This window comes from Mycoplana sp. ABR4_002 (genome assembly GCF_056159645.1).
Genome location: NZ_JBSWVO010000001.1, coordinates 743,177 through 755,522, shown reverse-complemented (window position 1 = coordinate 755,522; position 12,346 = coordinate 743,177). Strand labels below are relative to the sequence as shown.

Annotated in this window: 13 protein-coding genes; 2 read left to right on the top strand and 11 right to left on the bottom strand. The window is 66.8% G+C overall.

Annotation, left to right across the window (positions count from 1 at the left end; genetic code table 11):
- Positions 1–106: 106 nt before the first annotated feature.
- Positions 107–1,012, top strand: coding sequence for a LysR family transcriptional regulator (locus ACXAGF_RS03650; protein ID WP_475014551.1), 906 nt, complete (start codon positions 107–109; stop codon positions 1,010–1,012).
- 134 nt (positions 1,013–1,146) lie between these two features.
- On the opposite strand, the gene ACXAGF_RS03645 is transcribed toward ACXAGF_RS03650, so the two are convergent.
- The 8 genes from ACXAGF_RS03645 to ACXAGF_RS03610 all read right to left on the bottom strand — a co-directional run bounded on the left by ACXAGF_RS03645 (position 1,147) and on the right by ACXAGF_RS03610 (position 8,090).
- Positions 1,147–1,623, bottom strand: coding sequence for a GFA family protein (locus ACXAGF_RS03645; protein WP_475014550.1), 477 nt, complete (start codon positions 1,621–1,623; stop codon positions 1,147–1,149).
- 76 nt (positions 1,624–1,699) lie between these two features.
- Positions 1,700–2,254, bottom strand: a complete 555-nt coding sequence (locus ACXAGF_RS03640; RefSeq protein WP_475014549.1) for a c-type cytochrome — start codon at positions 2,252–2,254, stop codon at positions 1,700–1,702.
- On the bottom strand, positions 2,251–3,339 hold the full coding sequence (locus tag ACXAGF_RS03635; protein ID WP_475014547.1) for a hypothetical protein: 1,089 nt from the start codon (positions 3,337–3,339) through the stop codon (positions 2,251–2,253). Before ACXAGF_RS03635 ends, ACXAGF_RS03640 begins: the two co-directional genes overlap by 4 nt.
- Positions 3,340–3,462: 123 nt before the next feature.
- Entirely contained in the window at positions 3,463–4,368 is a 906-nt protein-coding gene (locus ACXAGF_RS03630) for a sulfotransferase domain-containing protein (protein ID WP_475014546.1), read from the bottom strand.
- Positions 4,369–4,396: 28 nt separating this feature from the next.
- Positions 4,397–5,299: an N-acetyltransferase family protein gene (locus ACXAGF_RS03625; RefSeq protein WP_475014545.1), complete on the bottom strand. Its 903-nt coding sequence runs from the start codon at positions 5,297–5,299 to the stop codon at positions 4,397–4,399.
- Positions 5,300–5,429: 130 nt separating this feature from the next.
- The gene (locus tag ACXAGF_RS03620; RefSeq protein ID WP_475014544.1) at positions 5,430–6,773 is read right to left on the bottom strand and encodes a GAF domain-containing protein; all 1,344 of its coding nucleotides are present in this window, start codon (positions 6,771–6,773) and stop codon (positions 5,430–5,432) included.
- On the bottom strand, positions 6,770–7,234 hold the full coding sequence (locus ACXAGF_RS03615; protein ID WP_475014542.1) for a hypothetical protein: 465 nt from the start codon (positions 7,232–7,234) through the stop codon (positions 6,770–6,772). Before ACXAGF_RS03615 ends, ACXAGF_RS03620 begins: the two co-directional genes overlap by 4 nt.
- A gap of 280 nt (positions 7,235–7,514) precedes the next feature.
- Positions 7,515–8,090: a TetR/AcrR family transcriptional regulator gene (locus ACXAGF_RS03610; RefSeq protein WP_475014541.1), complete on the bottom strand. Its 576-nt coding sequence runs from the start codon at positions 8,088–8,090 to the stop codon at positions 7,515–7,517.
- A gap of 247 nt (positions 8,091–8,337) precedes the next feature.
- Here ACXAGF_RS03610 and ACXAGF_RS03605 point away from each other — a divergent pair, with 247 nt between their 5' ends.
- A complete protein-coding gene (locus ACXAGF_RS03605; RefSeq protein WP_475014540.1) occupies positions 8,338–9,096 on the top strand; it encodes an oxygen-binding di-iron domain-containing protein in 759 nt (252 codons plus the stop codon).
- 120 nt (positions 9,097–9,216) lie between these two features.
- On the opposite strand, the gene ACXAGF_RS03600 is transcribed toward ACXAGF_RS03605, so the two are convergent.
- From ACXAGF_RS03600 to ACXAGF_RS03590, 3 genes are all read right to left on the bottom strand, one after another.
- Positions 9,217–10,071: an SDR family oxidoreductase gene (locus ACXAGF_RS03600; RefSeq protein WP_475019202.1), complete on the bottom strand. Its 855-nt coding sequence runs from the start codon at positions 10,069–10,071 to the stop codon at positions 9,217–9,219.
- Positions 10,072–10,282: 211 nt separating this feature from the next.
- Positions 10,283–11,497 carry an NADP-dependent isocitrate dehydrogenase gene (locus ACXAGF_RS03595; protein WP_475014539.1) on the bottom strand — a complete coding sequence of 405 codons (1,215 nt, stop codon included), beginning with the start codon at positions 11,495–11,497 and terminating at the stop codon, positions 10,283–10,285.
- A gap of 63 nt (positions 11,498–11,560) precedes the next feature.
- Positions 11,561–12,235 (bottom strand): FadR/GntR family transcriptional regulator, encoded by a 675-nt coding sequence (locus tag ACXAGF_RS03590; RefSeq protein ID WP_475014538.1) that lies wholly within the window; start codon positions 12,233–12,235, stop codon positions 11,561–11,563.
- Positions 12,236–12,346: the final 111 nt, after the last annotated feature.

Below are 12,346 nucleotides of genomic sequence, written 5' to 3'. Positions count from 1 at the left end.
TCGGGTTCAGGTGGTATCCTGTCTGGATGGCTTCATCATGCTCTCGCGTCATATATTTAAGAAATTTATTTCTTCTATTTGAGATATTCATCCATGATAATAACTCATGCGTTACGATCTCAACCTCCTGCCCGTCTTCATCGCCCTGATCGAGGAGCGCAGCGTCACCCGCGCGGCGGAACGGCTGGGGATCACGCAGCCCGCGTTATCGAACGCGTTGAACCGGCTGCGCGAAATGATGCGTGATCCGCTGTTCATCCGTGAGCGCTACGGCATCCAGCCGACGCAGATGGCCGAAGAACTGGCGCCCGTGATCGCCGCGGCGCTTTCAAAGATCGATGACGTGGTGATCGGCCAGCAACAGTTCGACCCGGCAAGCGCCGAGCGGCTGGTGACCATCGCGCCGAACGGCTACGTGGAATTCGTACTGTTGCCGTCGATCGTGGCCCGGCTTGGCGAGACGGCGCCCGGCATCAGACTCCGGCTGACGCCCTATGGCAGCGACCTCGGCGAGACCGGCGTCGTCTCGGGTACGACGTCGATGGTGCTCGGCCGCATCGTCGACCCGCCGGACAGCCTCGTCGTCCAGCACCTGTTCGACGACGGCCTCGCCTGCGTCGTTCGCGCCGACCATCCGGAAATCGGCGACAGCCTGTCGCGGGCGCAGTACGAGCGTCTCCGCCACGTGAACATGCTGCCGACCGGGCGCCTGCGCGCCGGTCTCTTCCAGGCCCTGGAGCAACAGGGCCTGCGCCGCGAGGTGGCGGTTTCGGTCACGCACTTCCTCGCAATCCCGGAACTGATCGCCGTGTCCGACTATTGCAGCACCCTGCCCGCCCTGATCTGCCGCCGCCTGGCACAGGACACGCGCCTGAAAGTGCTGCCGCCCCCCGTCGACCTCGGCACCTTCCCGGTGCAGATGGCCTGGCACGTCCGCTACCGCCATGATCCTGCCCACCGCTGGCTGCGCTCGCTGATCGCGGACGTCGCAAGAGGGGTGGCAGGATCATAAGCCCTGAGGGAAGGGACAGCCGGCAGCACCGCAGCGAAGGCGCCCCTCCCCGGCAACGCCCGTCCGGTCCGGCGAGCCGGCCATTCGCCTTCTCTGCGGCCGATGGCCCTTGTCGGGCGCCAAGCCGCCGGCGCCTACTCCTCGAGCGTCTCGCCCGATCCCCCGGCATGGGCCGGGAAGTCCCTCAGCTTCGGAAGGCCGTCGCGGACGGGGAACACGGCCTCGGCATAGTTGAGGTGCAGTTCCGGCCGGAAGGCGAGTTGCGGCAGCGTCCAGGCATGGATGTCGGTGAAGCCCATGCCCGGGTGCTCGGTCATGACATGGCCGCCGCACTCGCTGCAAAAGCGCCGGGCGCTCATGCCGGTCTTGTTGACGCAGCCGAGCACGTCTCCGCCCCGTGTGACGGCGACCTGATCGGCGCCGAAGAGCGCAAAGGCCACAAACGGCGCGCCGGAATAGGAACGGCAGGAACCGCAATGGCAGTAGCCCATTTCCACCGGCGCGCCGGACGCCCGGATTTCGACGGCCCCACAGAAGCAGGTCCCGGTCAGGATGTGGCCGTCCGCGCCATGGTCATCCGGCTTGGCGGCCGGCAGATCGAATTTCGTCATTCTCGTCTCCACTATCGCGAATGCGAATGGCGCCGCCACTCGGCTGCCGAAGCAGGTCCGCGCGGCGGCGTCACGCTCAGTTGGCCGGTGCCGACGGCGGCAGCGGTTCGGACACCTTGTTGCGGATGGCCGGGATCTGACGCAGATAGGCGTAGATCGCGCCGAGGTCTGCGTCGGTCATCTGGCTGTAGACCGGCCACGGCATGGGCGGCAGGATCGGCCGCCCCTGGCCGAGGTGACGACCGGTGCGCATCATCTGGATGAACTGCGCCTCGCTGTAATCGCGGAGCACGCCGGTTTCCGGGTCCGGCGTCAGGTTTGCGGTGAAACTCACGCCCCAGGGGCCGGACCACGCCGTGTTGGTGGCGGAGACCGCCGCCGCCCAGGGACCGGACAGCGCCGCCCCTCCGGTAATGGCCTCGCTCTCCGGGTGTCCCGACAACATGCGTTCCATGTCCCATTCCGGGCCGTTCTCGCCCATCTTGAAGGGCGTGTGACAGTCGTGACAGGCCGACGTTGTGACCAGATACTCGCCACGCGCGACCTTGTCCTTGGCCGGGATCTCCCCGGCAAACGCCATTGCCGGCACGGCGCCCGTGAGCACCGTGATCGCCAGGATGCGTGTCCTCATTCCTCATCTCCTTCATCTTGCCGGACCTTGGTGGAGACCGCCTCCATTTCGGATATCCAGCGGGTGATCAATTCGACACCGTCGGCATCAACCATGGCGGTGCCGAGCGGTGGCATCTGCAGGGCCGGCCAGCGCGAGGCCATGCGCTGGGGGACGGCGCTCAGTTCCGGATACCCGGCCAGGATGCGGTGCTCGGTGCCGCGCGCGAGACCTGGCGGCGGCGACTTCAGGGGCTGCCCGAGCACGCTTGCGAGCGCGCCGGCGCCAGCCCCTGCCGCCGGTTGGCGCAGGTTGAGCCCAAGCTTCGCCAGCGGTCCTTCCGCATTGTGACAATGGCCGCAGTTGCCGTGCAGGTAGCCGAGGGCCCGGCGTTCGAGCCTGGTGACGGCCGGCGGCCCCGCCTCAAGCTTCGGGTCATATCCAGAGAGAACGCCCCTTTCGACCAGCGCCCGGAGCCCTTCCGTGACGGCCGGACCGATCTCCCCGTCGCGCGCGAGTTGCCGCGCCGTGAAGCCGAGGACCGGAGCCGCCCCGGACAGGTGGCAGGCCCGGCAGTCGGCCGCGCTCGGGATCGTGTGGGCCGCGCCACCGGTGAGCGAATAGGCGTTCCTGCGTCCCTTTTCGGAGACACGCCGCGCCGCCCGCCGATCGTCGTCCCAAGCGTATGCGGCGAACAGCCAGCTGCCGTCGGACAGGCGTTCCATGTAGCGGGTCTCCACCCTCTCGCCTGCGAAAGCGAACTCCTTCCACATCCGGGTTCCGATCGGGAACTCCCAGGCATCCGCGTCGGTGGCGTCGACAGCGGTGCCGGGCGGCAGCGCGATCCAGCGCCGCTTCTCCGCGCCATCGGTCCACAGGGGGTATTGCGGCTCGAAGCCGATGTGGGCCGGATCGACGATCAAGCTGTCCGGATCCGAATAGAGACCGGTTTCGAACAGCGTGGCGGGGGCCTCGCGCTTGGCGCCGGCGCCCCCCTCATCCGCGTTCAAGGCCTGCGACTGGGCGGCCAGGAGCAGCGCCGCGAGGCCGGCGGCAACCGCCGCAGGCCACCCGGGCGCCCGGGCTTTGTCGTGAAGGGGCCACATGACACTGCTCCTGAACGCAATCCTGGAACCATCGCCGACACGCAACCCGGCCAGAAAGGCCGCGATGGCACGGTAAGGTTCGGTGGGGCAAACAGCCGCTCGACACGATTTGCCGGGGCGACGTCAGCGCGTGCCGTTGGCGAGCCAGTGGGCCGCCTCCGGGCCAAGCTGCTCTTCGGCCAAGCGTTCGTACTTGGCGCTTTCCTCGGCCGTCAGAAGATCGCGCCAGCGGCCGTTCGTCCCCTTGTGGATGAAGGTCTTCGCTCCGCCGTCCCAGAATATCCCGCCAAGCGGCGCGCTCTTCGACGCATGGCGCTTCATGTAGTCGAAGCTGCAATGCTTCAGGATGGCGGGCCAGCGCTCCGGAGGCACCTCGATGCCCAGAAACGCGGCGATCCGCCCGATCTCGGCCTGCATGTCGCGCTTGAGGTCGGCGAAATGGACCAGGAGCACGTTCGGCAGGTCGCGGACATTCCACCAGGTCCGGACGTTTTCCCAGAACGGCCAGAACGGGTGTCCATCACAGTCAAGCCAGTCGTGGTAGTACTGGCGGATCGTGTCCGGCGGCGGACCGATCGGCGGCCCGACACGGCCGGGCGTGTCGTTCAGGGCGCTGTACCAGGCAGCATTGGCCCGCCCGTGGTGATTGTACATGCTCCACACCACGTCGCGGCCGTCGCGGCCGATGTAGATGTATTTCGCCTTGTGCGAGAAAACCAGCGCGTCGACCGGCAGGTGGGTCTTGAGGAACCGCCTGTGGGTCTGCGCCTCGACGGCCGGCAGCTTCACCTCCTTCGGCGGCACGCGAAGGTCCAGCCAGGGCGATATCTCCGGGACGTTCACGTCTTCCGCACCGGCGAAGATCAACTGGCCGACGATCTGTTGCATCCAGGTGGTGCCGGACTTGGCATAGGTGCCGATGACGATATCGTCGGACCGGAAGCGGAAGTCGTTCCAGATCGACGAGTCGAAGTGATGATTGTGAATCTCGCGCGTCTTCTGCGGCCAGATAACCGATTTCGTGTCCATTTTCCGCTCTCCGGGAAGCTCTTCTTGGTCAGTACAGCACCGACGGGATCCAAGGACCGCGCGGCGCCTCAAACTCGCCGCGGGTCATCAGCGTCATCGGCTTTTCGATCGTGAACCCCTGGGCCAGACACCAGCGGAACAGCTCCGCCTGGCGGATCGGCAGCAGAAAGCCGATCGGCCCGGCCTGACCCGCGCCATGGATCAGCGCCATCATGTCCGCGGGCGTCTCGGCGACGGCATGATTCAGCAGCCAGAGGCCCGGCGTCGTCATGTAGCCTACCAGCCGGCCAGCACGCTCCAGCACGACCGGCGTGCCACGCGCCAGCGCGCCGCGCAGTTCCGTCCCGCGGGCATATCCGTGGACCTGGTGGGCGAGCGCGTCGGCGGCGGCGAGGTCCGTCGGCGCCATCGGCCGGACCGTTGCGCCGTCGGGCGCTATCCCGCGCGGCCGGCCGGTCATGACCGCGACCGGCTCGCGCACCTCGAACCCCAGCGCGGCGTAAAGGGCCATGGATTTCGTGTTGAAGGCGTCCTGCAGGAGCCGGACGCCGCGCGCGTCGGCACCGCGCCGGATGACGGCCTCCATCAGGAGCCGGCCGACGCCGGCGTCCTGGAAGTCCGGATCGACCGAGATGGGCCCGACGCCGCGGATCGGGTCGCCCTCGGTAAGGAAGTTCGAGCCGACGATCCGGCCGCCCGCCGTCGCCACGACGCCGTAGCAGGTGGGGTCCTCGATCTGGCCGGTCGCGATCCGAACCGCCGTTTCGAGGTCGGGGAAATCCGGGGCAAAGCCGCGGCTCTCGTGGAAACGGCGGAATGCCTCGTAGATGATCCGCGCGACGGCGCTGATATCGGCCGGCACCGCCTCGCGGATCGCGATGGCGTGCCGAAGGGGAACGGATGCGGCAGGAGATTGGTGGACCACGGTCATTGGCAGCACTCGATTTGAACAGGGACATCGACACCGGCGATCCGGTCTCGCGGCCCGACGCAATAAATCAAGGCAGACGGCAACGCTCGGTAAGAGACCCGGCACGAAACGCTAAAATTTTGGTAAGCGGTCAGCCCTCGGCGGTGACGGACACGTCCTCGAGGGTCAGCTTGGCGGGCACGCAGAGCTTCAGCCGGCCACGACCGGCCTTCTCGATCCGAATCGGGCAGTCGCGCTCCGCCAGCCGTCGCTGCAACAACACGAGCCGCGCCCCGAGGTTCTCGGAATATTCCGGCAGGCGAAGGGCGGGATCGAGCCGCAGTTCACGGCTGGTGAATTCGGTGCGCCCGGTGCGTTCGTGCTCGACGACAAGCTTCCAGAAGATCGCGCCGGCCACGCCCTTGATCAGGTAGTCGTGGTCGATGAAGACACTGTTATCGGCCTCGTAGTAGCGCACGTGGATGGGCCGCGCGGCCACGGGCTCGGCATGGGGGCCCTCGTCGGTGGCGACGGCATCGAGCCCGGACGCCATCATTTCGCCGAGCCGCGCGGCGACCAGAACGAGCGCGTCCTCGTCGTCGAAGCGAAACCGCATCGGCTCGATGCTCTCGGAGAAAAGGACGCCGACGGTCCGCCCGGCTGCCGCGATCGGAATTGCGATCTGGCTTTCGGGCGCGGGCAGGCCCGGATAGGGAATCTCGGTCGCCTCGCCGGCGCCAAGGCCATGATCGCGGGCCTGATCGCGCAACACAACGCCGTAACTGTAGTCGGACGTCATGTGGCCGATCCGGATCGGCACGCCTTCGCGCGCGGCGACACCGATCACGCCCTGACCAAGGGCGATCTCCGAGCCGATGCCGGACCTGGCATAGCCCGTCGAGGCGACAGTGTAGAGCCGGTCGGTTGTCTTGTCCTGGATCAGGATCATGCCGTGCTCGATGTTGAACAACTCCCGAAGGCAATCCAGCGCCCGGTCGAAAAGCGAGCCGAGGTCGCGGGCCTCGCCAAGCACGGTCCAGCTCCGCCGGACGGCCGACAAAAGATTGCGCGGCGCGCCGGGCGGCGCGGCCAGTGGCCCCGAAGCCACTTCTATCGACAGGACCCGGAATATGTCGGCGCCGAGCAGCTTGAACACCCCTTCCATGCCGCTATGGGAGGCAATCCCGGCGAGCTTGGCCTTCATGCTTTCGAACAGCGGCCCCTCGGACCTGGTCTCTTCGTAGGCAAGATCGAGCCGGTAGTCGGTGACGGTTTCGGGATCGACCACCGAGATGGCGGCCTGGCGCGTCTCCAGCAGGTTGCGGCGGGTCTTGTTGAAAAACTGATAGCTGAGCGCGACGCGGTCGCAGTCGACGTAGTGGACCTGCGAGACAAGAGAGGCGTTCGGAACGCCGTTTCCGTCGCAGGTTGCAAGGACGGCCGGCACCACGCCCTCGAAGCAGTTGCGAAGCATGTCGAGCGAAGGGGCGGTCACGGCGTCAGCGCGCTCCCCGCGCTCGGGCCGGGCGTCTGCACGAAGGCGCTCTCCGGCAGAAACTCGAGCGTGGCAAGCTCGTGCGGCTCGAACCGCGTGTAGTCGGTGGCGAAGCGCTCGCTATAGCCGACCGCGACAAGCTCCTCGCAGAATGCGCGCGCCTGGGCGTAGGCCGCCGGGCCGTCCGAGGTGTCGGGACGAACGATGTCGCCGCGCATGGCCTTCAGCTGGATCGAGCGGTGCGAATACGGCTTGGTAAATGTCGCGGCGATGGCCGCCCCGGTCTCGATCGCCCGCCGAAGACCCCGATTCGGCGTTTCCCGGTAGATGACCCGGACCCGGCCGCCGTCATCGATGCGACACGCGACGCCGCGCCCGACGACCGGTCGCCCGGCGGTGTCGAGGCTGGCCAGGACGATGCTGATGCCGCCCTGGCAGAAGGCCACAAGCTCGGCGGTCAAGATGCCGTTGGCGAGGGTCGGACCCGTCCAGCCGCGGCGATCCGCGAGCTCCTGTGCAGGACTTGAAGGTTGTTCGGCCCGGGGCAATGGTCGGCAATCCCTGTTCTCCGAGCGGGCTCGGCAGCTTTCTGTGACGATCACGCTACCATTGTGGCGCGGCCGGCGGAAGATGGATGGTCCCGGGGGAACAGAGCCCGCTGGCACTTTTGGTCGGACGAGGCGTTCGCGATCCCGATCTCGGCCGCCGCGGGAGGGCAGCTCGCGTTTGCGATTGCCCGGCTCATGGGGCGGACATGATCGCCGCCGTCATGGTCCGCGCCGCAGCAGCCGATGCCAGCGCACCTTCCCGCACCAATGTCCGCCAGGTCTGGAAGCTCAGGGCCAGGTCGATCATAGCGGCCCGTTCGGCAGATACCGTTTCAACGCCGAGGGACCGGCGCCAGGCCACCAGGTGCGGCGCGATTCTCAGGCGCACGACTTCCTGCGTTGTCGGGTGATGCTCGGCGTCCCGCAAGACCGATGCGATCAGATCGGGGTTGACCGAATACCAGGCGTAAATCTCGGAAAGGGCGGTCTCGATGCGCTCCGGAAGCGTCGCCAGCCCGCTCCAGCGCGCCGGCTCGGGCGGCGGATGGTTGTCGAGATGCATGCCCGAGCAGGCAAGGTAGAGGCTCATCTCATCCGGAAAGTGCGCATAGAGGGTGTGGCGCTGAACGCCGGCCTCGTCGGCAACCATCTTGAAGGTGGTGGCCGCCGGCCCGTGGCGGCCGTGCAGATCGATCGCCGCCTCGACGATCCGGCGCCGGGTGTCGGCCTTCTGCTCGGCACGCTTCTTCAGTGTGTACGTTCGGGTCATTTTATTTCGCTGCACATTAGTGTGTATTGATATTGACGGTCATTTTGATTTTCGCTACACATACATGTACACCCAATTCGGTGCAATGTCCAAGGGACCGAATGCACTTCGGTCCCGTCGGAGCAGTCAGTAAATCAAATGCAATGTCCCTACACGCGGCGGCGTCTGCCCCTGCGTCGACGGCGTTTGCCTGGCTCGCCTGCGGGTGCGCCCGGATCGGTGGGCCCAGGCTGTTATGGAGAAGAGGATGAATACCAGAGTTGACGAAATCGCAGACGGCATCTTCAGGCTGTCGACCTATGTCCCCGATATCGCCCCGCCAGCGGGGTTCACCTTCAACCAGTTCCTCATCCTCGGTGACGAGCCGCTGATGTTTCACACTGGCCTGCGACGGATGTTTGCGCTGAACAGCGCGGCGCTGCGGCGAATCATCCCGATCGAGCAGCTGCGCTGGATCGCCTACGGCCATTTCGAGGCCGACGAATGCGGCGCGATGAACGAGTGGCTGTCGGCCGCCCCGCATGCGACGCCGGCGCAGGGACAGACCGGGGTGATGGTGTCCCTGAATGATTTTGCCGACCGTCCCGCCCGTGCCCTTGCCGACGGCGAGGCGATCGATCTCGGCCGGGGCAAGCGCGTGCGCTATATCGACACGCCGCAAACGCCCCACGGGTGGGATGCCGGTGTCCTCTACGAGGAGTCGACCGGAACCCTGCTGTGCGGCGACCTCTTCAGCCAGCTCGGCGACGGACCTGCGCTCACCGAGCGAGACGTCGTCGGTCCGGCAATCGCCGGCGAGGATCTGTTCGGCTACGCCAGCCTCAACCCGGGGATGGGCGCGACCTTGCGTCGGCTCGCGGACCTGTCGCCGCGCACGCTGGCGCTGATGCACGGCCCGTCCTTCGCCGGCGACGGGGCTGCCGCGCTCCGCGCGCTCGCGGACGACTACGACCGACGCGTCACGGGGGCGATGCGGGACCTGTTGCAGGCCCGGGCGGCGGAGTAAGCCGCTCGCCCTGGCGCGCCGGGCGTGGGCGCCCTGGCTCCTTGAGCGCCGTGCGCGCAAGGAGGCTCCGCTCGCACCCGGCGCCCATCGGTTGTTCCCCGATGCCGACGCGCGGCGCGCTCACGACCGGGAACCCGTCTCCGGCCGCGGGAACAGTCCACCGTCATCGGTGCCGATTTCAATCGTCAGGGACACATGGCGCGGTCGCGTCAGCGCGAAGAGCACGGCCTCGACCACATCCCGGCTGCTCCCGCGCCGCCCCTTCTCGCGCCGAGCGGCCTCCTCCCATTCGGGCTGATCGGGGCGGGCATCGTCAAGATAGGGCGGATTGACCAGGATCGAGCGCACCGGCGTGCCGGCAAACTCCTGCCGAAGCCCCTCCGCAAGCGCCACCTGCCCCCGCTTGGCCGCGTAAAACGGAACGGATACGCTCTGCAACGCCGCGTTGGGAAGGCCGCTGATGGATCCGATGGTGACGACATCAGGGGTCTGCGACTGCGCGAACAACGGCCGAAGCCCCTGGGTGAGCAGGAATGTCCCTGTCACCGCGGCATTGACGACGCCCAAAACGGCGGCCTCGCCATAGGGGGCACCGCTCGCCTCCAGCCACATGGCGCCGTTGTTGATCAATATGTCGACGTGCGCCGCCTGGCGCGCGATCTCCTCGACCGCCCGTCGGACGCTGCCCGGCTCGGCCAGATCCAGAAGCACCAGTTCGGGGCTGTGGCCGGTGCGGGCCGCCACCACCGCGCCGACCTCCTCAAGTTCAGGCATCCGCCGCCCGCACAGCACCAGCCGGCAGCCCTCGTCCGCGAGCGCCAAGGCCAAGGCGGCGCCCAGTCCGCGCGCCGCACCGGTGATGACGGCGATCCTTCCGGCCAAAGTGTGCAAGACGACCTCCCAGAAGCCTCCGAGGCCGGCAGTATGGACGCAAACGTGGTGCGGCGCGAGCGCCGGGGCGTTCGCGCGCCGCACCAAGACAGGATGCGGGACCGGACCGCAAAGGCGGAAGCGGCGGCGCGGCCATTGCGGCGAGCCGCCTGAAGCATCTGGCTGCCGCCGTTCGCCAAGTCGACCCTTGGGAAACACCCTGACGGCACCGTCCCGAATGGTGCCGCCCCCACGATCACTGTCGACCGCCGGGCCACAGCCGACCCGGCCGGGGCCGGGTCGCTTTGGGCCGGCCTCAGGCGGCCATCGCCTTCTTCAGGTTCTCGTCGATCTTGTCGAGGAAGCCGGTGGTGGACAGCCAGGGCTGGTCGGGGCCGATCAGCAGCGCCAGGTCCTTGGTCATGTAGCCGCTCTCGACGGTGTCGACGCAGACCTTCTCCAGCGTCGCGGCGAACTTCGCCAGATCGGCATTGTCGTCGAGCTTGGCGCGATGGGCGAGACCCCGGGTCCAGGCGAAGATCGAGGCGATCGAGTTGGTCGAGGTCTCCTCGCCCTTCTGGTGCTGGCGGTAGTGGCGGGTGACGGTGCCGTGCGCGGCCTCCGCCTCGACCGTCTTGCCGTCCGGCGTCATCAGCACCGAGGTCATCAGGCCGAGCGAGCCGAAGCCCTGGGCGACGATGTCGGACTGCACGTCGCCGTCGTAGTTCTTGCAGGCCCAGACATAGCCGCCGGACCACTTCAGCGCCGAGGCGACCATGTCGTCGATCAGGCGATGCTCGTACCAGATCTTGGCTTCCTTGAAGCGGTCGGCGAACTCGGCGTCGAACACCTGCTGGAAGATGTCCTTGAAGCGGCCGTCATAGACCTTGAGAATGGTGTTCTTGGTCGACAGGTAGACCGGCAGCTGGCGCTGCAGGCCGTAGTTGAACGAGGCGCGGGCGAACTCGGTGATCGACTCGTCGAGATTGTACATGCCCATGGCGACACCGGCCGACGGCGCGTCGAACACGTCGTACTCGATCTCCTTGCCGTCCTCGCCGACGAACTTCATCGTCAGCTTGCCCTTGCCGGGGAACTTGAAGTCGGTGGCGCGGTACTGGTCGCCGAAGGCGTGGCGGCCGACGATGATCGGCTTGGTCCAGCCCGGCACCAGGCGCGGCACGTTCTTGCAGATGATCGGCTCGCGGAAGATGACGCCGCCGAGGATGTTGCGGATCGTGCCGTTCGGCGACTTCCACATCTTCTTCAGCTTGAACTCCTCCACCCGCCCCTCGTCGGGGGTGATGGTGGCGCACTTGACGCCGACGCCGTGCTTCTTGATCGCATTGGCCGCGTCGACGGTGACCTGGTCGTCGGTGGCGTCGCGGTTCTCGACGCTGAGGTCGTAATACTGAAGGTCGATGTCCAGGTACGGGTGGATCAGCTTGTCCTTGATGAACTGCCAGATGATGCGCGTCATCTCGTCGCCGTCGAGCTCGACGACCGGATTGGCGACCTTGATCTTTTTCATGCTTGTTCTCCCATCGGGCGCCGAGATGCCGCCCTTGCTCGGATTGCAGGTGTAAGAATCATTTCAGCGCAGATCCCGCATGTGGATCTCGACACTGCGCAGGTGACGTCGCATCGCGTCGGCCGCGCCCGAGCCGTCCCGGTTGGCGATCGCCTCGACGATCTTCGCATGTTCCTCGAAGGAATGGTGGTCCGGCGGCGGCCGCACCGGCGTGTCGCGGAGCCGTCCCCAGGTGACGGCGCGACGGACGGCGTTCAGCGTGTCGAGCAGGCCAAGCAGCAGCGAGTTCTGCGACGCCTCCCCGATCGCGCGGTGCAACCTGTTGTCCCATTGCTCGTAGAGCCGCCAGGTCGGCGCCTGCTGCGCCTTGAGCATGCAAGTTCTGAGGTCGGCGATCTGGCTCGGCGTCGCATTGAGGGCCGCGCAACGCGCCACTTCCGGCTCAAAGGCGATGCGCGCCCCCATCACTTCGAGCGGATTGGTTCGCTGCACCATCGCATTGATGTCGGCGACCGTATCCATCGGCCGCTCGCCGACGAACGTGCCCTTGCCGACATGGCGCCAGACCACGCCTTCGGCCTGCAAGGTCGCCAGCGCCTTGCGCAAGGCCCCGCGCCCGACATCCAGCGACAGCGCCAGATCCCGCTCCGGCGGCAGGCGCCCGTCGTCAGCCAGTTCCGCCGTCGCCAGAAAGTCGCGCAAGCGCGCAAGGACCGTGGCATCCGTGTTCTCAATCATGCAAATTGTCCGGACCAATTCAACATTGGTTTCGTTATAGTGAAGCCACATCCTCCTGTCAATGCGTCGCCTGCCATATCGACTCTGCAAATTTAATGCATTAGAAACAAT